Source organism: Exiguobacterium sp. S3 (assembly GCF_018617295.1).
GTDB lineage: Bacteria > Bacillota > Bacilli > Exiguobacteriales > Exiguobacteriaceae > Exiguobacterium > Exiguobacterium profundum.
In genome coordinates, this window is the sequence record NZ_JACSJW010000001.1 from 365,390 (window position 1) to 386,817 (window position 21,428).

Consider the following 21,428-nt stretch of genomic DNA (forward strand, 5'->3'; position numbering starts at 1 on the left):
TTCTGAATCCCCCTGTATCATTTCGTTCGTTTATAGAAAGGTGTCGGTACGCGTTCGGCTTCAATCTTTTTGCCACGGATGTCGATGACAAAACGATCTTCATCTTTGTAACGTGCATCGACTCGTGCCCATGCGATTGATTCATTTACAGTCGGAGGCATCGTACCGGTCGTGACAACGCCGATTACATTCCCATCCAATTCAACTTGCGCCCCTTGGCGGGCAATCCCACGACCGAGCAATTTCAATCCGATCAATCGATTCGGAATATTCTCTTTTTGAGTGACGAGTGCTTCCTTACCAACAAAGTCAGTATCTAGCTTGACGGCAAAATTGAGATTCGCTTCGAATGGCGTGACCGACTCATCTAACTCATGACCGTAAAGCGGCAAGCACGCTTCGAAACGTAATGTATCGCGTGCGCCCAGCCCACATGGGGTAACACCCTCGGTTTCAAGCGCTTCCCAAATGGCAGAAATCGCTTCTGCTCGAGCATAAATCTCGAAACCATCTTCCCCAGTATAACCACTTCTAGAGATGATCGATGGCACACCCGCAACGTCCCCATTCATGAATTTGAAGAACCCGATTTCGTCGAGTACCACATTTGTGATAGTTTGAAGTACGGTTTGTGCATTCGGTCCTTGAATCGCAATCTGACCATATTCATCAGATTCATTTGTCACAACCACGTCACCCTTGACGTATCGACGAATGTGGGCTTCGTCCTTTTCAATATTTGAAGCATTGACGACGAGCCAATAAGCGTCCTCATCTAATCGATAGACAAGCAAATCGTCCACCACACCACCGTCTTCAAGACAGAGAAGGTTATACTGGGCTTGACCAACTTTAATTTTCGAGATATCATTCGTCACCAAGTTTTGAACTTGCTCAAGCGCATCCGGCCCTTCGATTCGAATTTCTCCCATGTGAGATACATCAAACATCCCCACGTTTTGACGTACAGCCAAATGCTCTTCTTTAATCGAAGAGAACATAATCGGCATTTCAAATCCCGCAAAATCAACCATCTTCGCCTTCGGTTCGATCAAATCGAACAAAGGCGTACGTTTCAAAGTAACCTTTTTCATAATATCCCCCAATCCCGAACATAAAATGCTTTTGTTTTTGAAATCTTTCGTTTTCCATTCCACTTTAACAATTTTTATTCCTTCTGCATAGGTAAAAAAGCGAAAAAGAAAAAGGATGAAAAACGAAAACGTTTTCATCCTCATTATTTCATATTTTCGACTCGGTGGAAACGTCAGAACGTTCAATTCCCGCTGTCCGTTTGATTTCATGAGTTAGCTCAACGGCGGCTTGCTTCAATTCAATCGATTCATTCTTCGCATTGACCCCAAACTCTTTTATTTGAGTAACAGATCGATTGACCGCATCCACGTGTCCTTTGATTTCATTGACCTGTTGACCAATCACATCCGCCCGAATTTTAAAACGTTCCGTCAGACGATTCAAACGACCAAATTCTGGTTTCATTTTGCTTTTGAACAAGAGATAACCGTATACCCCAAGTCCGATTAATGAAAATACGATGATGGCGAAATTAATCCAGATCATACTTTTTCCCCCTTTATACGGATGATTTGCTTGGCGATGTCTTCAGGCGGTTGAGATGCATCGATGGATACACTCGCTGTTCGATATAATCGATCGCGTCGTTGAAACAACGTCTGAACATCCTCCCGTCCTTTTTTAACAAGTGGCCGCGCAGAATCTTTGATTCGTTCCCAACACATGTCGAACGGAAGATTTAAATGGATCATCGTACCACGTTCTCGCATCCAACGTATATTTTCAGAGCGCTCCACCACTCCGCCACCGGTCAGGATATAGTCAGCAGTGACTTGTTTCAGTACTGTTGATTCAACATCACGAAACGCAGACTCACCAAAACGGTCAAAATATGTAGCGATATCCATTCCAGTCATGGACTCAATGACTAAATCAAGATCGATGACCTCCCCATATTCTTTTAGAAACGAGAATAAGGTAGATTTACCTGTACCCATAAACCCCACGATATAAAACGGATTATCATTCATAAACCATCACCTCTTTATGCCGTTCGCCGGATGTTAACACAATGTCCACTTCAGTACGATTAGGTGCAATCGGACGACACGTCAGAGTTCCCGTCGGTTTATGCAACGTTAACGGTCGTTCAGCGCAACGCTCCTTCGCCAGTAACAAATGCGATTCAAAACGAATCGCTAAGATTTCCTCTGACAGTCGCCTCGTCGTTCGTTCCACATCAGTATACCAAAATAACGCGGCGCCGAGTAACCAAACAACAATGGTCAAGGTGATGACGAGAAAGAAGCCTGCTTCATGCACATGACATGCCGCTCTCTTCTGAACGATGAATCTTTCCATGAGATTCGAAATCCCTTTCCGACCGTTTCGACATGATACTGGTCGATTCCTCTTAAAAAGAGTAAGTTTCCTCCTCCATCTCCGACCATAACCAAATTGCCATTTACTTGTTTGATCGTCCATGACCATCGCTCCTCATCCGATTTGACGAAATCACCCCGTAATCGCCCTTCGTCAACACGACAGTTCTCGCTATCCATCAGACGGCGCACAATCAGTTGAGGTGTCGTATGATGATTCCATTTAGGCTGTTCATAAAGATGTTGACCGAGCGTGAGCAGTTCCACTAAAAGAAAAAGAAACATGGGAAGGATCAGCAAAACGAACGTCATTTCAATCATCGTAAAGCCTTTTTCATAATGTCGGTAGACAAAATCCTTTCTCACACACTTGCTCACGCCCTGTCGGTTCAGTGGCTTCAAGCAGAACCTCTCCTTGTAATCGTTCATAGATGAACAGCGTGTCACTCAACCGTTGGATTCGTTCGTTCCCTTGCACGACAAAGGATGCCAGTATGAAAATCCATCCCATGACCACCGCAAGACTGACACTTAGCTCCCATAAAGAGAAACCCGATTCATCCACTTTCACGAGTAATCACCTCCGGTTCATACGTCCCGATTCGAAATTTGAGCGTCACCGATGTCTTTCCACTGACGAATTTCCATTGTCCCGCATAAGAGGCTGTCGCTTGTGAAAAGGTCAACGTGTTGTACGTCGGAAGATATACATCCACACCATCAGGAACATCAACCTCCCTGACTACCTCTCGCCCACACACAATCAGATAAGTTTGTTGTTTCGAAATCCAAATCAATCGTGGTACACAATCTCCCTCTTCTGAAATATAGGGAAATTGCCCAGCTTCTTGAATATTTGCTACCAATGAGTCCGTAAAATTGTAGAGCTCCATTCGTTCGAACGGTCTCGTACTCGGTGCACTGATCAATAGTAAGAACGACAGCACGACAAGTACCCAAGTCATTTCGACCAAGGTGTAGCCTTTCATTGTTTTTTTAAGGAGCCGTCAGTCGGTGAATACGTATAGGCGGAGGATTGACAACTATAAACGAGTGGGTCTGCAGCCGACGCACGCTTAATCACTTCTAACGTTTCAGGATAGGCTTTATGTTCCGCGTAATGCAAATTGATTTCAGATTCAACGATTCGAACACTACCTTCGCAACTCACTTGATCAGCACGAGATTTCCCGTCCGACAAAGAAGGGACAAGTAACAAGAGAAGAACTGATATAATGAGTAATACTGCCGCCATCTCAACTAATGTGAACCCACGCTCTTCCTTCATTTCATCTTTCTCCTTTCACAATTGAGCCATAATGAGTTTGACCGGTAAATAGAGTGTGTAAAAAAGAACACCAACCATGACACTGAGGATGCCGTATAAAGATGGTTCAATTTTCTCAATCAAACCCCGACTATATTGCTCCATCTCTTCGAATACTAGATCTCGATGAAGAGACATCAATTTACCAAGTTCCCCACTCATCGAACCCACACCTAATAGACTCACAACCTCATGATCGATAAACGGTTCACACCTTGTCGCCGCTTCAATTCCTTCACCTTCAGACATGCGATGGTGAATTCGCTTGGCCATCTCTGCCATTTCCCCCTCTTCCTCAGCTAGCCGACTCATAATCTGCCTAATATTTGTTTCAGTATGTTGGAGCAAGGATAATTCACTGACAAATACATAGGTCATATAGAGTGTTTTCCCACGTCTCCATACGTAAAAAGGGAGCTCTCCTCCTCGACGATGAAATCCATATATGAGAACCGCGATTACCACGAATATAGAAAACAACATAGGAAAGAACCAATTCGACAATAGAATCGACTCTATGCCATCATGCGACGAGACATCAACCATCCCCATTAATTTTGGGAAAATGTATAAGGCATAAATCATGCCTAATGCAAGTAGGATGAAAAAGATAATCAACGGATAGCGAATTAGCCTCCGCAACTCCTGCTTTAATCGTTGTCGCATCTCGAGTACCATTGCCACTTGCGACAATCCATCCATGAATCGTCCGTTGCGATCCGCCGTATGTAAAATCTCTTGCATTTGCCGATTCGTGATCAAGATGGAAAATACTTCAGACAAACTCACGCCCGCTTCTAGACGTACCCTCATCTCTCGAATACAGTCTTTCATTTTTCCCTTCTCATGAAGTTCAAGCGTCTCCATGGTCACCTTCAATGACACACCTCGTGATTGTAGACGAAGAAAACGATGAATCATTCGAATCGATGGGATTATCGGAACGTTGACCATTCGCAAGTCACCTCCTGATTTCGAGTCAGTACACACCAATGTCTTTCCACGGTCGCCATACCAAGAAGTTGTGTCAGCCGCTTTTCTCCATCTTGAATCGATGCGGTATGAAAGGTTGTAATCGTCAAATGACCACTGAGCGCGGCATCGTATGCGACCATCAATTCTTCATCTGTCCGCACCTCACCAATCACGATAATATCCGGGTCGGCACGAAGCGTCTCTTTCAACAAGTGTCGATGGCTAAGTCCAGCTTTAGCATTCACTTCCAACTGAATGACACCATCGACCATTTGTTCAGGAGGGTTTTCAATCGTCACAATCCGCTCATGCTTCAGCTGATTTAAAAGGGCATACAGTACCGTCGTCTTGCCCGCTCCGGTAGAACCCCCTATAAAGAAAAGACCATGATGTGATGCCACCACTTTCTGAAATCGTTCTACATCGTGTGATAGTAACAGATGCTGGAGTTCAAACGTGTCATGGGGAATGCGCCAAGACATTGACGTCTGGGCGAACGACGGGAGAAAGGTCACCCGGATGACATCCTGATTCAATTCATAGACACCTGATTGTGGAATACGTTGATTAGATTCAGGTAGTGAACACCAATATCGCATATGAAGTGTAAGTCGATCATACAGCTCGACATCCATCGATTGAAGTGCAGCAAGCTTACTAGCAGAGCGAACTTGAACCTTTACTTGGTTTGCATCGGGTATAAAATGAAGATCACTCGCACCGATTTGACGTGCTCCATCTAGTAAATCTTCAATGAGTTCCTTCATCTCGTTCACCTCGATACAAGCATAAAAAAAAGCCCACTATGTTGAAAGTGGACTTGTTTTATGAAACTTGAACCGCTGCAGTGTTGTGGCGACGTGCATATGTTTCGATTGAAACCTTGTCATATCCGACAATCACTTCTTTTCCATCAGTTAAGATCGGACGCTTCAAAAGTTTTGGGTTTTCGCTCATCAGCTTCAGAAGCTCGCTTAATTTCAAATCCTCCACGTCAACATCAAGTTGTTTGAAGGCCTGGCTTCGGGTCGCAAGGAGAGAGTCGACTCCTTCCTCACTGATTGCAAGGAGTTGCAACAATTCGTCAACTGTTGGTGCATCTCTGAAAATGTGACGCTCACTCACTTGAAGTTCTTGTTCTTGTAAAAACGCTTTCGTCTTCCGACAAGAAGTACAGCTTGGATACGTGTAAAACATTAGTTCTGATGCCATTTTTATGTTCCTCCCTCATTCAACTTTCACTTCGCTCATTTTGTATAAGTTGATTATACATCTCTATACCCCGTTTGTACATGTTTTGTGCAACTTTTTTATAAATTTTGTACAACTTTATTTACCGAAATGATTTCACATATTTTTCACGATTATTTTGCTCAATTATCACGTTTCCATAGCATTTTTTCGAATGTGTTGGTAAAATAGTGAATGAGAATGGAATAATGCACGTATGGGGGGATTAACATGGCAAGAATGTTTCGTGTCCTAGGCTTTTGGACTGGACTAGTAGCGGCACTTGCTTTCGTAGGCGCACTAGGCGGCGACCAAAGTAGTAGTGAACATACTGGCGACTTTATCGTTATGGGACTTGTCTTCTTAGCACAAACGATTTTCTTCGTCGCTCTTGGTTACTTAAAACTAACTGAAAAAACGTATGTATATGTCTTCGGCGCGTATTTGACAATTTTCTTCGTTGTCTTTACGTATTGGAGCAACTTCCAAATGTAAAAAAAGATTGTCTCGCCGGAGACAATCTTTTTTTATGTGAAGAACGGATTTGTCCGCTTTTCTTCTTCTAGCGTCGTCATAGGACCGTGCCCCGAGTATAACGTCGTCTCATCGGAAATGAGCTGCTTCATCCGATCGATGGACCCCATTAATGTCGACTGGTCTCCACCGAACAGGTCTGTCCGTCCGACGGATTGCTTAAAGATCAAGTCACCACAAAAGGCGATTCTTTCATCATCCATATACAATACGACACTCCCTGGGGAATGACCCGGCGTATGATAGATTCGAAATACGATATTCCCAATTTCTAATACATCACCTTCGTAGGTTTTTTCTGCCGGTTTCATCGATGGTATCGGCAAGTTGAACGCAGAAGCGCCATTCTTTTCTCCATCTGTCAGCCAATCCGCTTCTAAGCGGTGCACATAGACTGGTACCTGGTAACGTTCACGGAGCGCATCGATTCCTCCGATATGATCGAAATGTGCATGAGTCAACAAGATTGCTGAAAGTGTACCGAAACGTTCGATTGTATCGAAGAACCTCGGGTCATCCGTTCCGGGGTCAATGACGACGACAGTGCCGCCTTTTTCAATCACATAGCCGTTCTCTTGTGCCAAGCCAGACGTAATCTTTTTGATTTGCATAGCATTCATCCCCTTCTTATTCAAAACAATATTGTGGCAAAATTGTTTCGATGTCAACCTTTGCTCGACAGCGACTCTATAATCGGATAAAATAATAATGATATTTCAGTGAAATTTTTATGAATTTCATGACGTATAATTAAAGGGGGAACTCGTCATGCATTTGTATGAACCGTTCGGATGGATTTCCGTCATCGTCGCGATTGTGGCTATTTGGGGAATGCTTCGTTCATTCCAAAAACGCCAATTCTTTCCGCTCGTTTTTGCAGGTTTAACTGTACTCGTATTCGGATTCTTTGGTGTCGCCACGTTGATCTACGGTGGAATTCCAGGTTAATGATTCGCATATGCAATCATCAAGCGACTTCGGTCGCTTTTTTTATGCCTTTTTTTTACGTTCATTCCCTCTGTTACATTAAAACGGACCAAATCACTATGTGACTTGGTCCGTACTCATTATTCTTCAGTTTGTTCTTTGAAACGGAGTAAGTCGGAGTAAATCAAATCATCGTTCATTTGCAAGATTTTTTCCGCTTCTTCCGTCATCGGACCACATAACGACGTATCTTCGACTACTTCACCAGAAGTCGCGTTATAACATGTCGACTGTGTCCAAACATATTCATCCGTCACGACCGTTCCGTCGCGGAAAATCGCACGGCTGTTTCGATTTTCAGAGAATAAGTCGTTTCCGAATCCAATCGTATCTGACGTGTCGATTCCGAGTAAGTGCAGGATGGTCGGCTTCATGTCTACATGACTACCGATCGTTTCATGAACTTCCCCTTCTTTCTGGTCAGGCAAGTGAATGGCAAACGGAACTTGTTGCAATTTCGCCACGTCGAATGGTGTCAACTCATCTTTCCCAAGTAGCTCTGCCATCGCACTGTTGTGGTTCGTCGAAATACCATAATGGTCACCGTAGACGACAAAGATTGTATCTTCCCACATTCCATTCTCTTTCAACTGGTCGATGAAGAGACCGAGTGCGTAATCCTGATAAGCTAGTGCTTGCGGGAAGTTGTTCAACGTAGTTGAGCTCGTCTCAAATTTTGGTACAAGCTCATAGTCTTCACTTGGCATCGTGTACGGGAAGTGGTTCGTCAATGTGATGAACTTCGCGTAGTATGGTTCAGGCAATTCTTGAAGCATTGGAATGGATTGCTCGAAGAAGCTATCATCTAAGAGACCCCATTCTGTCATATCTTCAGGATTCCCGAGGTCATAACTCTTTTCATCAAAGAATTGATCGACCCCAATATTTTTGTACATTTGATCGCGGTTCCAGAACGATTTGTTATTCGCATGGAACACGGCTGAGTAATAATTTTCGTCCTTGACCAACTCAGGGAGCGCTTGATATTCGTTATCGGCGTTCGTAAAGTATACAGCACCACGCGGAAGTCCATATAGTGAGTTATCGAGTGCGAACTCAGCATCAGAAGTCTTCCCTTGACCGACCGTATGGTAGTAGTTCGGCCAGTAGTGAGACTCTTCAATCAGCTTGTTCAAGTTCGGCGTGATGTACTCTCCATTCGGCGCCTTCATATTGTGAGTGAAATTCTGCGCCGATTCGAATGAAACCACGATGACATTTTTCCCTTTATATTTTCCGAATAAATCCGGATTCGGTGCCGCATAGTTTTGACGGGTGAACTGCTCAATCGTTGCGAGCTCTGATTCATCCGCCATCGCTTTTTGAGCCGATGTTTTTGTCTGAAGCATCGCATCATACACATGGAAGTTAAATGTTCCGATGTTTTTCACTAACAGTTCACGGTCAAATGAACGAGTCAATAATTCAGGTCGTTCCGTTTCTGCCAACGAAAGGTTGAACAAGAAGACAGAGACCGCTACAACGAACGTGACGAGCGCACGTCGATGTGAAGCCGTATTCTCTTTCAAGTTCATTCGCCATAAGATAAACGGAAGGATAAACACATCACCAAGGATGATTAAATCTTTCCATTCAAGAAGCGAAGTGAATGATGTCGATAACGTCTCCATGTTCGATGGTTGCATGATGACAGGCATTGTCAAATAGTCCGTGAATTCCCGATAATACACGGCGTCCGCAAACAAGATAAACGATGCAATCGCATAGAGCGTGTAGAGCACCCATTTTTGTTTGTTTCCTTTAAAGAAGAAATGGAAGGCAAACAAGAATAGTGTCGAACTGATCGGGCTAATCAGTAAGATAAAAGCTTGTGCGGTGTTTTCAATCGGAATGTTGAAGAAAAATTGATAGACGATATACGTCTTCGTCCAAAGCAATAACGTAAAAATCCAAAATAGACGATATTCTTGAAACGAAGCGCGGACCGTGTCGTTCAGTCTCGTCGATAGCTTCGAAAAGCGTTGAGATGAATTCATCTGACGGTCTCCTCCTCTTTTCAGTTTTCGGCATGTTTTAGTTGCCATTCTTTTTTATATTTGTTCATTCATTGTACAATTCGGATTGAATAGTACACGTCCAGTATCAAGTCCAAATCTTACCCCTTTTTTAATAAAAAATCAACTGTGACGTTACAAATTTTACAATATCCCATACCCTTTCCCACAAAAAAACACGCCTGCAATGTGCAGACGCGTCCGTTTCATACCCGTGTCGGAAGGAAGTGTTTCCGTGCCAGCCACGCACATCCAATCACACCGGCATCGTTTTCAAGTTCAGCGATTTTGAATGTTGTCGACTCGTAAACGCGCTCGAGCGCAAACCGTTTGAACTGTGCATCAAGCGGATCCAATAACGCGTCGCCAGCTTTTGAGACACCTCCACCGATGACAATCATTTTCGGGTTGAGCGTGTTCGCGATGTTCGAGATGGTCAAGCCGAGGTATTCAGTCATCTCTTCAATGACTTCTGTGGCGATTGAGTCACCGGCTTTATATGCTTCAAACACGTCACGTGCTGTCACTTCTTTCAACTCGTTTAATGAAGTATCTTGATTCTTACGCTTCTGTAATGCCAGACGTGAGATGCCGGTCGCCGAAGCAATCGTCTCGATACACCCGAGGCGCCCACAACCACACTTCACAGCTTTCGACTCGTCTCGTTCCACGGTAATATGCCCGATTTCTCCAGCCATTCCTGCCGTCCCATGAACGATATTCCCGTTCGTGATCACGCCACCACCGACACCTGTACCGAGCGTGATCGCCAATAATTCTGAAGCCCCTTCACCCGCGCCCTTCCACATCTCACCAAGGGCCGCGGCGTTCGCATCATTTTCGAGCACGGCCGGAAGACCGACTGCTTTTTCGAACTCACTCACGAGAGCAAAATCTTTCCACCCGATGTTCGGAGAATATTCGACAACTCCTTCTGAGAAGTTGACGAAGCCTGGTGCCCCGATTCCCGCACCCGCAAAGTCTTCTTTCTTCTTACCTGATGTTTGTAAGTATGTTTCAAAAGAAGCTGCGATGTCTTTTGGAATATGTACACCATTCTCTCGAATATCCGTTTTGACTTCCCACTTATCCGAAATGATGCCGTTCATGTCTAAAACAGCCATCTTCACCGTCGTACCACCGATGTCGATACCTAATAACCATTTCATACCGTTCACTCCTCATCTCAACTAAATCGCTTTCATTGAATAGTGTACACTATTATCCCCTTAGTGCAACCCTTTGCACTAAGGGGATTTCTGTCAATCTGTTGAATTTTTTAATTCGTGGGTCAAAATGATTTTGGCCGTATCATACACACGTTGTTCGATGATGCCCCCTTCATACAATTCGTCGAGTTCCATCATCATGAGTGAGATTTCAGCATCCCGTTCTCCGATATAAATAATGGTACCGAACGATTTTAAAAACTGTTGGACATCATAAAAGTTTTTCATGCTTCTTCCTCCATCGTCGATTGTACATAACGATTTAACAATTCTCGTGTTGCTTCCATTGATGACACATGCGTTCGCTCATAACTATGGCTCGATTCGATTCCTGGCCCAACCAAAGCATGTCGCACATCATACCCTGCTCGAATCGCTGCCGAAGCATCTGAACCATAATACGGGTAAATATCTACCTTATATGCGATCTCATGAGTTTTACACAACGACGTGAACTTCCGTCGTAATCCGATATCATACGGTCCGGACGAATCCTTGGCACAAATCGAGACTGTATACTCATCCGAATGCTGTCCATCCCCAAGCGCGCCCATATCAACGGCAATGTATTCTACGACGTCTTCCGGGATACCCGCGTTTCCTCCAAATCCGACCTCTTCATAATTCGAAATCAAGAAATGAACGGTATGCGGTAAGTCATAACGGACCAAGTCTTTCGCAAGGTCCAATAGAATGGCGACAGAAGCCTTATCATCCAAGTGACGTGATTTCACGTATCCTGAAGATGTCACTCGAAAGCGAGGATCGAATGAAACAAAGTCTCCGATTTCAATCCCTAGTTCTGTCACGTCTTCACGAGAATGTACTTTTGCATCCAATCGGACTTCGATGTTTGATGCAGATCGCTCCGCTGAGTTCGTGTCTTTATAGACGTGAACACTCGACTGATGAATCAAGATTGTGCCTTCAATCGCCTCTCCTTCTTCTCGGTGGACGAGGCAGTTCTCTCCTTCAATCGCCGTCCATGCATATCCTCCTACTTGAGTCAAACGGAGACGCCCACTCGGTAAGATGTCTTTGACCATCGCACCAAGAGTGTCCACGTGTGCCGTCAACAGACGTGCCTTGCCAGAGCGACCTGAAAACGTTGCCAGTAGTGCCCCTTTATGTAGACGTGACGTCTTGACACCCAGTGCATTCAATTCTTGCTCAGCGAAACGGATGGCCTCTTCCGTCATACCGGAAGGACTCGGGATGTTAACGAGTGTTTTTAATGTTTCAATCATTGAATTCTCCCCTTACCAAAATCCGTACCCAACGAATAGTCCAAACAGCGAGATGGTGAGTACGGAAAATAAGATTCGTTGTACGCGGTTCTTCTCATCCGGCAGCCCGACGACTCCAGAAACGACAAAACCACCAATCAGACCACCCGCATGTGCGAAATGATCAAGACCTGCACCTAATACAAAGGCAAGTCCTACATTTAATCCTAACATAATAAAGAGCGGAGGTCCGAGCGTCTTCATGAAGAGAGAACGATCACGTAACCCAAAATATAAGAGCGCACCGACCAAACCAAATAGCGCTCCTGAAGCGCCTGCTGATATCGATTCGCTGAATGCAAACGATGTGGATGTCGCTAATATTCCACTTAGCAGATAGATGATTAAAAATCGTATGGAGCCATACATCCGTTCAACGAGCGGACCGAGCGACCAGAGTGCAAACATATTAATCGCAAAGTGGAACCAACCAATATGCAGGAACATCGGTGTAATCAAACGCCACCATTCCCCTTGTTCAATCAACGGGTTCACTTTGGCCCCGAATGCGATTAACGTGTTTGGATCAAGAGTCGAACCGACCGATTCCGCTAACCACATGACTAAAAAAGTGATGAACAGTAGCCCATATACCACTTGTGGTTTCCCAAAGGAAAATCGTTTCTTCAGCTCTGCTTTCTTTTTTCGGTCGAGGGAGACCGCTAGCATTCGGAACCGGTCCTCTTCCATAGTCGGTGTGCAAATCGAACGAGACAATGTCACTTTCGCAGGGATTTGGAACGTCAACGAGTCCACACGCTCTTCATCCACAAGGCGCTCGCCATAGACATGAATGGTCAATCGCTTCCGCCCGATACGAGATAAGCGAAATGCGTTCAAAATCGCGTCTATATCCGTCCCAACATGATTCGCCCATGCTTTTTCAGTCTGAATGAACAAATCATACCGATCACCTGCTTTTGTATCGAACAAGATGACCGCACGGGAGGGTTCGAGTATGCCTTCAATTCGCCCACCGTTTTCGACCTTTCGATATATATCTTCCCAAAAACAAGTTGTCGCCAACGAAACCCCTCCTCTCTCTCAATTCTATTGTAAATCATGAGACGACAGACGACCAAACGATGATTCGTTCTATATGTACAAAAACCCGTAACCATATGGCTACGGGTTTCAAAAGGATGGAGATTACAAGACAGGTTCCATCGTTTTCATGAGTACGTTCGCAGAATGTTGCATTTTCTCATGCTCTTCTTGTGACAACTCAATCTCAACGACTTCACGAACGCCTTGACGGTTGATAATCGCTGGTACACCGATATGGATATCGTGCAATCCATACTCACCATCAAGATGGGCACCGACTGTCAACAACGTATTCTCGTTACGAAGGACAGCCTTGACCAACCGAAGGAGACCGAGTCCAATCGCATAGTACGTCGCACCTTTACGTTCAATGATATGATATGCTGCGTCACGAACGTTGACATAAATGTCTTCAAGGTCTTCCCAACTATACTCATCATGCTCTTCAAGTAGTTGCTCGACCGATTTTCCATATATACGAGCGTTGCTCCAGGCAGCAAACTCAGTATCACCATGCTCACCCATAATGTAGGCGTGACAGTTACGCGGGTCGACGTTGAAATAGTCTCCGAGCATGTAACGCAAGCGAGACGTATCAAGCACTGTTCCTGAACCAAAGACACGATGTTTCGGAAGACCAGAATATTTCCATGCGAGATGTGTCATGATGTCGACCGGGTTTGAAGCAATAATGATAATTCCGTCAAAACCAGAGTCCATGATGTCTGAAATCATAGATTTCATAATCTTCGCATTTTTTTCAACGAGATCAAGACGTGTTTCACCTGGACGCTGTGGTGCGCCAGCAGTGATGACTACGATGTCAGCGACGCCACAATCCGAATAGTCCCCTGCCCAGACGCGCATTGGTGATGAAGCGAATGAAACCCCATGGTTCAAGTCCATCGCTTCTCCTTCTGCCTTGGCTTTATTAATATCGATGATGACAAGTTCTTCACATAGACTAGCTGTCGTCAACTGGTAAGCAAAACTCGCACCTACTGCCCCTGCCCCTACAAGTGCGACTCGTGTTACTTTAGCATGATTTAATGTTTCCATAATGATTCTCCACCCTTCAAACAATCTGTTTCATGTTTTTGTTATCTCTGTTACAAATAGATTGTAACATCATTCACAAACTCTAACTACAGCGGAAACCGTTTTCACTTTGGCGATATTGTGACAATATTCACATTCATTTGGAACACCTTCATTTTCTGTACTACCCTCATCCAAACACAAAAAAACAAATCATAGTTGCCCCACAAACCGAAAGAAAATTTACCGCATCATTTCCGAGAAAACGCCATCCCGACACGTATGTCGTCGGCACGTCGTGATGTATTTTTTGCTCGGTCAACTTTCCACAAACAGCACAACGAAACGTTCGTTGGACGGTCGCACCAAGTAGCGTATCAATCATACTACCAGTTAATCCAATCACCCATAATAAAAGAAGAAGCGTGATGCTTAAGTCAATGAAAACAAGAGAGGATATGACAATCAACATTGCACCAAACATCGACATGATGGTACCGAATGTCGAGACGGCCCCACTCGTTCCCGGTTCGACTCGCTTAAAGGTAAACATGAACCGAGGTTTCCGCTTCGAGAGGACACCAAATTCAGATCCCCACGTATCGCTCGTCGCTGCCGCGATGGACACGACATACATATAGAGGTAGACCGGATCATTTGTAAACTGATAACCGAGTGCACATAAAATCCCGACCCCACCGTTAGCCAACACTTGCATGGCATCACGAGCCCCCGTCTTCTCGACAATCTCATCTACTCCTTCTTTATCGCGAGAGCGATATTTCGAAGCGAGAGAAGAAGTCGAAAAAAACACCCCAAGCAAGTATAGACCGAACCATCCGAAGGAGAATCCAATCACCGTACCGGTCACTATCGTCAACAGTGCCCCAGAACGAGTCAACGAGCGTAACCGATAACCGAGATAGGCGACGAAACAAGTTACAGCGAATATGGCGAACACTGAATCATCTCCTTCTCTGTCACGATCCATTGAACGGGTAGGTCGTGCGGCTCAGTTGGTACATGATCGACAATCTGAACGGTATATGCCAAAGCAAGCGTTCTACCGTTATAGGTTTTTAAAAAGCGATCATAATAGCCCCCACCCCAACCGATACGATAACCGGTTCGATCGAAAACACGCCCCGGAACAAGACAAAGGTCGATCACTTGCGTAGTCGCTGGAGTGGTCGGCTCTAAAATATTCATGACTCCCTCTTCCAAATCATCAAATGAATGAATGATGTGAAACGTAAGTCCCCGCTCCGTTACTTTCGGGACGCAGACTGTTTTTCCTTCTTTAAAGGCCATATGAATAATCGGGGACGTATCAATTTCTAGAGGGAGTGACAACGTTAGCGCGATTGTTTGACTTTCAATCCATAAGTCCGAGGCAAATAATGATTGGTGAATGACTTCGTCCGCATGATGTCGATCCGCCATTTGTTTGATGTATTGATGAATCGTGCGCCGGAGCGCTGTTTTCTCTTCCACAACGTATTCCTCCTTACAAAAAAAGCCGCCACATATGTGACGGCCGGTCCCTCATTACTTCACTTCGCGGTAAAGCGTGTGACGACGGAGACGTGGGTTGTATTTGCGCAACTCGAGGCGCTCAGGGTTGTTACGTTTGTTTTTCTTCGTGATGTACGTGCGATCGCCTGTTTCTGTGCAAGCTAATGTAATTTTAACGCGCATTTCTTTCACTCCCATCTTAATGATGTTGTATCAAGTGCTTTTGCTTTACAGTCTAAGCATACTCAATTATCCTACCAAGTTTCTTGTGAAAAAGCAAGGTTATTTCACGTTCTTTTTCATTGATTCCTGTCCATACGGAGAAGTCTCAAGAGGTAGGCATGTGTTGACGTTCTCACTCACGTTATACCATTGTTTCAGGTCGTGAATCGAGATCTCTTCACCGACATAAACGCGTTCTGATGCAGAAAACACACTGTTTTCGATTCGATGGATTGCATCGAACAAACCACCGTGACCATGCGGATTGCGAGTCGCTTCAAAGGACAACATAGTTGAGTATAACGGAATCGCAAGGGATTGCGCAAGTTCTCTTGCAGCAGGAATTGTCATCCAATCGAAGTGATGAATCACTTTGAAGGAAACACGTTTCGAAAGTTCATGTACTAGTTTTACATAGGCGATATTTTGTGTAGCCACCTGGTTCATAACATGCTCTAAAAATGGGCTAGTTGGGCGAACACGATACACATGTATGTTTCCTTGACGTTCATACTCAGGCAACTCGTCATGATATGGCGTTAATACATAGACGACTTCGCCATCGTCCGCTCTCGCCTCGATTTCATCGACGACCCGTCTTCCGAGTCCCCCTACGATATGACCGTGATATTCAGGCGTGAGTACTAAAATAGCTGATTTTTCATCTTCGCGCTCGATTGTCACATAGTAATCGTGAGGAGATAAGAACGAATCAATATCGATGTCTTCGTCTTGAAGGAATGGATATGCAGCATAATGATCATGTAGCAACTGCTCCGATACTCCATCCTGATAGAGTGCCGTTTCAAGTTCTGCAAAGAGTCGTGTGTGTTCACGGAACCGTTCGGCGGCATATTGCGCCGTCGTTTGCCCATCCAAGATGAACGCCCAGTCACTCGACACAGCCAATACGTAATGACGGATTAATTGTTTCAAGGCGCGATTCGTCGCTTCCGATTGATTACGATAGTCCGCCACATCTTTTACGAGTTGCATCTCCATCATGTGCAAATGACGAAGCATCCACTCATTTCTTTCGTTAATCCAAACTTCACCATAACCTTTACGTCCCCATGTATTCATCGACACGTGGACCGTCTGTAAATCTTTAAAGTGACGTTCAAGGAAGAGCGCTGGCGTGATGGTTTCAATTCCAAATTCAGCAAGTCTCTCTGCTACTTTCCCAAGAAACTCTGGCCCCTCAAACCACCAGTGACCGAACAACTCCGCATCGAACGGAGCCGTGACTAAAAATGGTGGGAATGTCTGAGCACCGTGCGCTTCAAGATGTGATTCTAACGTTTTGGCAAAATCGGTCGCATGGTTTTCAATTTGATGTTCCGCCCATTCGCGCACGTAGAAATCCTTTTGATCCGTATCACCCGTAATCCGGTGCATTTTTAAACCCGTATCAAAACGAATTCCTTCCGGATGCATGAAGGACTGGATATAGTCCCAGTCCCGATCGTATGCCAAATCGCGGTAAAACTCACGATAATCCGGATGGCCTGGATATCCGATCATTGAACTCCAAATTTTACCTGAGATGATTTGATCCCGAGGGAACAACGCGACGCCATGTGGTGAATAAACAGGGGCTCCAATTCCTTTCTCTGGCGTCGGATCTGCGTCGAGAAGAGCATGTTCATCGACAAATGTGTAGCGAATTCCTTCTTCATAAAGAATCCGATCAACTCCTGGTGTATAAGCACACTCTGGTAACCAGATGCCTGTTGGACGGAACCCATAATGACGTTCGAAACAGTTCAAACCTGTGCGAATCTCAGCGCGCGCCGCCTGTTCCGTGAAGAGATGTGGATTAAAGCCATGGGTTGCCGTACATGTCACCATGTCAATATAACCTGCCTCACGATATGTACGGAACGCCTCATTCAAATTTTTATTCCAATGAAGGAACGTATTTTTTAAATCGTGGTATCGTTGACGATAAAAATGTAACGTCGCTGTTTCTTCGACTGTTCGGTCCTCAGACAATTCGAGGGCAATCAATTCGAGCATATCGTCTAAGTGCTCCACATAGCGATCCTGAATGAGAGGATCGGCAAGCATTTCAACGACAGGTGGGGAAATACTAACCGTCCAATGCAAGGGACGCTTCAAGCGATCGACTTGCCATAGAATCGGAAGATATGTCTCAGAGATGGCCTCGTAAACCCATCTTTCTTCTAAACGGTGTTTCTCTTCATGCCTAACGTACGGTAAATGAGCATGAAGGACGAGTGAAAAGTACCCAGGTTTCATAATAAAAAGTCCTCCTTAACGCACGAGTCGGTATGCTGCATATTTTGGTAACGTATCAAGTAGTTCTGGAGAATCAACTTCCCCGTATTGCCAACGTCGGACCGGTTCTGCGAATCGTCCGACTCCTACTGGTTCTGCCCGCGGCGTATCAAGCGGATTTGATGCGACGATTGGGAGAAACTCCCCTTCCATCGTCCGAATCCCAAATTCAAACACATATGTCGTATTCGGGTCGAGAGGGCGAACGAACCAGCTGTTCGTCATTTCAGGAAGATCGAATGTATAGGAGCGGTTTGCGTGACCGCTATTGTAATCAAGTAACGTAACATCAAGGATGCGAAACGCCTTCGGCAATTCTTCCCAGCGTCGCATAAATTGAAGCGCTAACGTTTCTTTCACGAGATCAGATACTTCCCAGCATACATACACTGAGTTTGGAGACTGTACGACAGCATGCATAAAGTCCACGTTGTACCGATCGGGTAGCTTCCAGTATCCTTCCGGACTCTTTTCAAGAAGTGGAGAAGTCGACACGTTGGCCGTCTCTTTCGCTGATGCCACTTGTTTGCGTGAGGTCGTCACCGACGTCTTCGCTTTCTTCGTTTCACGCTTTTGTTTCACAGGGGCAACCGCCTCCACTTCCTGTTGCTGATTTCTCCATTTCCGCCATGCGTATTGGACTTTGCCAATCGGGACGTCTAATTCTGCCGCAATCTGTTTTAACGTAAGACCTTGTTGTTTCAAGGACACGATTTTCTCTTCCATCTCTATATGGCTCCCTTCATGTAAAAATCCATGTAGACTATTATTCGCTCCTTGAGTTTGTATTCCTGCCCCAAAAAATAAAGAACAACAGCACTGTTGTTCTTTACCACTAATCTTATTGATTCAAATCATAATGTTTCCCTTTTTCGAGAAAAATTAAATGTTCTCCGAAATTCGTCACATGATCGCCCATCCGCTCGAGGTATCGAGCGATGTTCGAGAATTCGTATACATCGTTCGTTCCAACCGTCATGGCCGGAAGAGAACCGATATATTGTTTAATCACCGTTAGATTGATGTCATCAATCACGCGGTCCATCTCATTGAGTTCACGAACACGGCTCACTTCACCTTTACGATAGGCACGTGTTGCCAGTTCAAGCATGTCAATCAACTGCTCGGCCATCTTCTTGAGCGGTTGGATGTCAAGCACATAAGGAACGTGCTCGATTCGTGTCACTGCTTTTGCGATGTTTGTCGCATAGTCCGCGATGCGTTCAAGGTCTGTCGCTGATTTCATCGTCACAATCAGACGTCGTAAGTCAGTCGCGACTGGTTGCTGTTTTGCAATCAATAGAATCGCTTCGTCATTGATTGTCAACTCCAACTCGTCTAACTCGTTATCGTTATCAATCACGGTTTTAGCCAATTCGAGATCATGTTTTTCCAACACTTCGATTGCCGTCGCCGTTTGGCGCATCGTCAAGTTTGCCAATCGAACAACTTTATCTTCTAATTCAGTCAACTTCGTATCAAAAAATGTGCGGTTTTGTGCCATCAATCCAGTCTCCTCCTTAACCGAAACGGCCAGAAATATAGTCTTCCGTCCGTTTGTCAGATGGATTCGAGAAAATCTTATCTGTTACATCGAACTCGACAACTTCTCCATTTAAGAAGAATGCCGTTTTATCCGAAACACGGGCAGCTTGTTGCATGTTATGTGTCACGATGATGATTGAATATTGTTCTTTCAGCTCTTGTACCAATTCTTCCACTTTCAATGTAGAGATCGGATCAAGGGCAGACGTCGGCTCGTCCATTAAGATGACATCCGGTTCAATCGCTAACGTACGCGCGATACAGAGACGTTGTTGTTGTCCACCTGAAAGTCCGTACGCATTCTCATTCAATCGATCTTTTACTTCATCCCAGATTGCCGCACCACGTAATGAACGCTCGACAATTTCATCGAGTACTTTCTTATTTTTGATTCCGTGCGTCCGCGGTCCGTATGCCACGTTGTCATAGACCGATTTTGGGAACGGGTTCGGTTGTTGGAATACCATCCCGACCGACGTACGCAAATCTTCCACCTTGTATCCGCGATCGAAGATGTTACGACCATGATACAAGATTTCACCGTTCGTCCGAACCGATGGAACGAGTTCGACCATCCGATTTAACGTCTTGATGAACGTCGATTTTCCGCACCCAGATGGTCCGATGATTGCCGTGACTTCATTCTTTTTAATATCGAGGTTGACGTCAATCAAAGCCTGGTCTTCTCCATACCACAAGTTCAAATTGTTGACGACATAGGCGCTATCTTTTTTCATCTCAGTCGTTGTCGGTTCTGTCGTAGTTGTATTCACGTTTTGATCTCCTTTGTTGAGCTCTTGTTGTTTCATCATCTCGAGCTTCCTCCTCATTCATCTGCAAAAAAGACTTAGTGTCGATTTGTATATTTGTTTCGAATATAGATTGCAACCGAGTTCATCGCGATGAGCATCGTCATAAGTACGATGATCCCTGCTGCCGCTAAGTTTTGGAACTCTGCTTGTGGTCGGCTCGTCCAGTTGTAAATCTGAATCGGGAGGGCCGTGAAGTCAGAGAAAATGTTACTCGGTGTTGTTGAAATGAATGTTGCCGCTCCGACCATGATGAGTGGAGCCGTTTCACCAATCGCCCGGGAAACCGCTAGGATAATCCCCGTGATGATTCCTGGTAACGCCGAAGGTAACACGACGTTAAATGTCGTCTGCCACTTCGATGCCCCGAGTGCTAGCGAAGCGTGTCGTAATTCCATTTTGACTGCTCGTAGCGCTTCCTGTGAGGCCACGATGACAATCGGCAAACTCATGAGACCGAGCGTCAAGGCACCGGCCATAATCGAGTTCCCTAATTCCATGACTCGAACGAAAATCGTCAATCCAAGCAATCCGAATACGATTGACGGAACGCCAGCCAAGTTCGAAATATTGACTTCAATAAATGAAGTCATGCGATTTTTCGGAGCATATTCTTCCAAGTAAATCGCCGCTCCAACACCGATGACGAACACCATCGGCACGATCAATAGCATGAGCCATAATGACCCAATCAACGCAGGATATAATCCAGCCTGTTCAGGACGGCGCGACGGGAAGTTGCGCAAGAAATCGAGATCGACCCATCCTGCACCTTTTGACACGATGTCATAAATCAACGTCGATAAGACGACGAGTGCAAAGACCAGTCCCGCCAAAAAGATGTACTTAAATATTTCATTCAATTGTAAACGTCGTTTAATTCGTTGAGACACGGTCTCACGATTCATCAAGTTCTTCGTATTCTTGAACTCACTGTTCGGTAAAGCCATA

General features: G+C 45.0%; 28 protein-coding genes. 2 read left to right on the plus strand and 26 right to left on the minus strand.

Annotation, left to right across the window (positions count from 1 at the left end; translation table 11 throughout):
• Window positions 1–17: 17 nt before the first annotated feature.
• The 11 genes from gcvT to KNO65_RS02030 all read right to left on the minus strand — a co-directional run bounded on the left by gcvT (window position 18) and on the right by KNO65_RS02030 (window position 5,931).
• Window positions 18–1,094 (minus strand): glycine cleavage system aminomethyltransferase GcvT, encoded by a 1,077-nt coding sequence (gene gcvT / locus KNO65_RS01980; protein WP_214781453.1) that lies wholly within the window; start codon window positions 1,092–1,094, stop codon window positions 18–20.
• A gap of 148 nt (window positions 1,095–1,242) precedes the next feature.
• On the minus strand, window positions 1,243–1,581 hold the full coding sequence (locus tag KNO65_RS01985) for a hypothetical protein (protein WP_214781455.1): 339 nt from the start codon (window positions 1,579–1,581) through the stop codon (window positions 1,243–1,245).
• Window positions 1,578–2,066 carry a shikimate kinase gene (locus KNO65_RS01990; protein ID WP_214781457.1) on the minus strand — a complete coding sequence of 163 codons (489 nt, stop codon included), beginning with the start codon at window positions 2,064–2,066 and terminating at the stop codon, window positions 1,578–1,580. The genes KNO65_RS01985 and KNO65_RS01990 overlap by 4 nt, the downstream gene beginning before the upstream one ends.
• Window positions 2,059–2,358 (minus strand): hypothetical protein, encoded by a 300-nt coding sequence (locus KNO65_RS01995; protein WP_143180238.1) that lies wholly within the window; start codon window positions 2,356–2,358, stop codon window positions 2,059–2,061. Before KNO65_RS01995 ends, KNO65_RS01990 begins: the two co-directional genes overlap by 8 nt.
• The gene (locus KNO65_RS02000) at window positions 2,322–2,738 is read right to left on the minus strand and encodes a hypothetical protein (protein WP_074036689.1); all 417 of its coding nucleotides are present in this window, start codon (window positions 2,736–2,738) and stop codon (window positions 2,322–2,324) included. Before KNO65_RS02000 ends, KNO65_RS01995 begins: the two co-directional genes overlap by 37 nt.
• Before the next feature lie 13 nt (window positions 2,739–2,751).
• Window positions 2,752–2,988 carry a hypothetical protein gene (locus tag KNO65_RS02005; RefSeq protein ID WP_214781459.1) on the minus strand — a complete coding sequence of 79 codons (237 nt, stop codon included), beginning with the start codon at window positions 2,986–2,988 and terminating at the stop codon, window positions 2,752–2,754.
• Window positions 2,975–3,382, minus strand: a complete 408-nt coding sequence (locus KNO65_RS02010; RefSeq protein WP_251131650.1) for a prepilin-type cleavage/methylation domain-containing protein — start codon at window positions 3,380–3,382, stop codon at window positions 2,975–2,977. The genes KNO65_RS02005 and KNO65_RS02010 overlap by 14 nt, the downstream gene beginning before the upstream one ends.
• Before the next feature lie 20 nt (window positions 3,383–3,402).
• Entirely contained in the window at window positions 3,403–3,705 is a 303-nt protein-coding gene (locus KNO65_RS02015; RefSeq protein WP_074036684.1) for a prepilin-type N-terminal cleavage/methylation domain-containing protein, read from the minus strand.
• A 15-nt stretch (window positions 3,706–3,720) separates the two neighbouring features.
• Window positions 3,721–4,698 (minus strand): type II secretion system F family protein, encoded by a 978-nt coding sequence (locus tag KNO65_RS02020; RefSeq protein ID WP_159562470.1) that lies wholly within the window; start codon window positions 4,696–4,698, stop codon window positions 3,721–3,723.
• Window positions 4,680–5,486: an ATPase, T2SS/T4P/T4SS family gene (locus KNO65_RS02025; protein ID WP_214781463.1), complete on the minus strand. Its 807-nt coding sequence runs from the start codon at window positions 5,484–5,486 to the stop codon at window positions 4,680–4,682. Before KNO65_RS02025 ends, KNO65_RS02020 begins: the two co-directional genes overlap by 19 nt.
• A 58-nt stretch (window positions 5,487–5,544) precedes the next feature.
• The gene (locus KNO65_RS02030) at window positions 5,545–5,931 is read right to left on the minus strand and encodes a Spx/MgsR family RNA polymerase-binding regulatory protein (RefSeq protein WP_012726596.1); all 387 of its coding nucleotides are present in this window, start codon (window positions 5,929–5,931) and stop codon (window positions 5,545–5,547) included.
• 249 nt (window positions 5,932–6,180) lie between these two features.
• Here KNO65_RS02030 and KNO65_RS02035 point away from each other — a divergent pair, with 249 nt between their 5' ends.
• Window positions 6,181–6,444, plus strand: a complete 264-nt coding sequence (locus KNO65_RS02035; protein WP_012726597.1) for a DUF2626 domain-containing protein — start codon at window positions 6,181–6,183, stop codon at window positions 6,442–6,444.
• A 32-nt stretch (window positions 6,445–6,476) separates the two neighbouring features.
• Here KNO65_RS02035 and KNO65_RS02040 read toward each other — a convergent pair whose 3' ends face one another.
• On the minus strand, window positions 6,477–7,094 hold the full coding sequence (locus tag KNO65_RS02040) for an MBL fold metallo-hydrolase (RefSeq protein WP_214781465.1): 618 nt from the start codon (window positions 7,092–7,094) through the stop codon (window positions 6,477–6,479).
• Window positions 7,095–7,251: 157 nt separating this feature from the next.
• Between KNO65_RS02040 and KNO65_RS02045 the strand changes: the two genes are divergently transcribed.
• Window positions 7,252–7,431 carry a DUF2759 domain-containing protein gene (locus tag KNO65_RS02045; protein WP_012726599.1) on the plus strand — a complete coding sequence of 60 codons (180 nt, stop codon included), beginning with the start codon at window positions 7,252–7,254 and terminating at the stop codon, window positions 7,429–7,431.
• Between the two features lie 119 nt (window positions 7,432–7,550).
• On the opposite strand, the gene KNO65_RS02050 is transcribed toward KNO65_RS02045, so the two are convergent.
• The 14 genes from KNO65_RS02050 to pstA form a co-directional block, all read right to left on the minus strand.
• Entirely contained in the window at window positions 7,551–9,467 is a 1,917-nt protein-coding gene (locus KNO65_RS02050; protein WP_159562472.1) for an LTA synthase family protein, read from the minus strand.
• A gap of 224 nt (window positions 9,468–9,691) precedes the next feature.
• Window positions 9,692–10,654 (minus strand): ROK family glucokinase, encoded by a 963-nt coding sequence (locus KNO65_RS02055; RefSeq protein ID WP_159562473.1) that lies wholly within the window; start codon window positions 10,652–10,654, stop codon window positions 9,692–9,694.
• A gap of 93 nt (window positions 10,655–10,747) precedes the next feature.
• The gene (locus KNO65_RS02060) at window positions 10,748–10,942 is read right to left on the minus strand and encodes a YqgQ family protein (protein ID WP_012726602.1); all 195 of its coding nucleotides are present in this window, start codon (window positions 10,940–10,942) and stop codon (window positions 10,748–10,750) included.
• Window positions 10,939–11,961, minus strand: coding sequence for a M42 family metallopeptidase (locus KNO65_RS02065; RefSeq protein WP_074036670.1), 1,023 nt, complete (start codon window positions 11,959–11,961; stop codon window positions 10,939–10,941). Before KNO65_RS02065 ends, KNO65_RS02060 begins: the two co-directional genes overlap by 4 nt.
• 12 nt (window positions 11,962–11,973) lie before the next feature.
• Window positions 11,974–13,026, minus strand: coding sequence for a rhomboid family intramembrane serine protease (locus tag KNO65_RS02070; RefSeq protein WP_214781467.1), 1,053 nt, complete (start codon window positions 13,024–13,026; stop codon window positions 11,974–11,976).
• A 123-nt stretch (window positions 13,027–13,149) separates the two neighbouring features.
• Window positions 13,150–14,106: an L-lactate dehydrogenase gene (locus tag KNO65_RS02075; protein WP_012726605.1), complete on the minus strand. Its 957-nt coding sequence runs from the start codon at window positions 14,104–14,106 to the stop codon at window positions 13,150–13,152.
• 169 nt (window positions 14,107–14,275) lie between these two features.
• On the minus strand, window positions 14,276–15,046 hold the full coding sequence (locus tag KNO65_RS02080) for a DUF92 domain-containing protein (protein WP_214781469.1): 771 nt from the start codon (window positions 15,044–15,046) through the stop codon (window positions 14,276–14,278).
• Entirely contained in the window at window positions 15,025–15,579 is a 555-nt protein-coding gene (locus KNO65_RS02085; RefSeq protein ID WP_214690757.1) for a 5-formyltetrahydrofolate cyclo-ligase, read from the minus strand. Before KNO65_RS02085 ends, KNO65_RS02080 begins: the two co-directional genes overlap by 22 nt.
• 54 nt (window positions 15,580–15,633) lie before the next feature.
• Complete coding sequence (gene rpmG / locus KNO65_RS02090; RefSeq protein WP_255313299.1) at window positions 15,634–15,798, minus strand: 50S ribosomal protein L33; 165 nt, start codon at window positions 15,796–15,798, stop codon at window positions 15,634–15,636.
• A gap of 84 nt (window positions 15,799–15,882) precedes the next feature.
• Window positions 15,883–18,084, minus strand: a complete 2,202-nt coding sequence (locus KNO65_RS02095) for a 1,4-alpha-glucan branching protein domain-containing protein (RefSeq protein WP_214781472.1) — start codon at window positions 18,082–18,084, stop codon at window positions 15,883–15,885.
• A 15-nt stretch (window positions 18,085–18,099) separates the two neighbouring features.
• A complete protein-coding gene (locus tag KNO65_RS02100) occupies window positions 18,100–18,849 on the minus strand; it encodes a DUF4912 domain-containing protein (RefSeq protein WP_214781474.1) in 750 nt (249 codons plus the stop codon).
• A gap of 115 nt (window positions 18,850–18,964) precedes the next feature.
• Window positions 18,965–19,627: a phosphate signaling complex protein PhoU gene (gene phoU / locus KNO65_RS02105; protein ID WP_012726611.1), complete on the minus strand. Its 663-nt coding sequence runs from the start codon at window positions 19,625–19,627 to the stop codon at window positions 18,965–18,967.
• A 16-nt stretch (window positions 19,628–19,643) separates the two neighbouring features.
• The gene (pstB, locus tag KNO65_RS02110; protein ID WP_224862754.1) at window positions 19,644–20,405 is read right to left on the minus strand and encodes a phosphate ABC transporter ATP-binding protein PstB; all 762 of its coding nucleotides are present in this window, start codon (window positions 20,403–20,405) and stop codon (window positions 19,644–19,646) included.
• Window positions 20,406–20,515: 110 nt separating this feature from the next.
• Window positions 20,516–21,427: a phosphate ABC transporter permease PstA gene (pstA, locus tag KNO65_RS02115; RefSeq protein ID WP_012726613.1), complete on the minus strand. Its 912-nt coding sequence runs from the start codon at window positions 21,425–21,427 to the stop codon at window positions 20,516–20,518.
• Window position 21,428 lies beyond the last annotated feature (1 nt).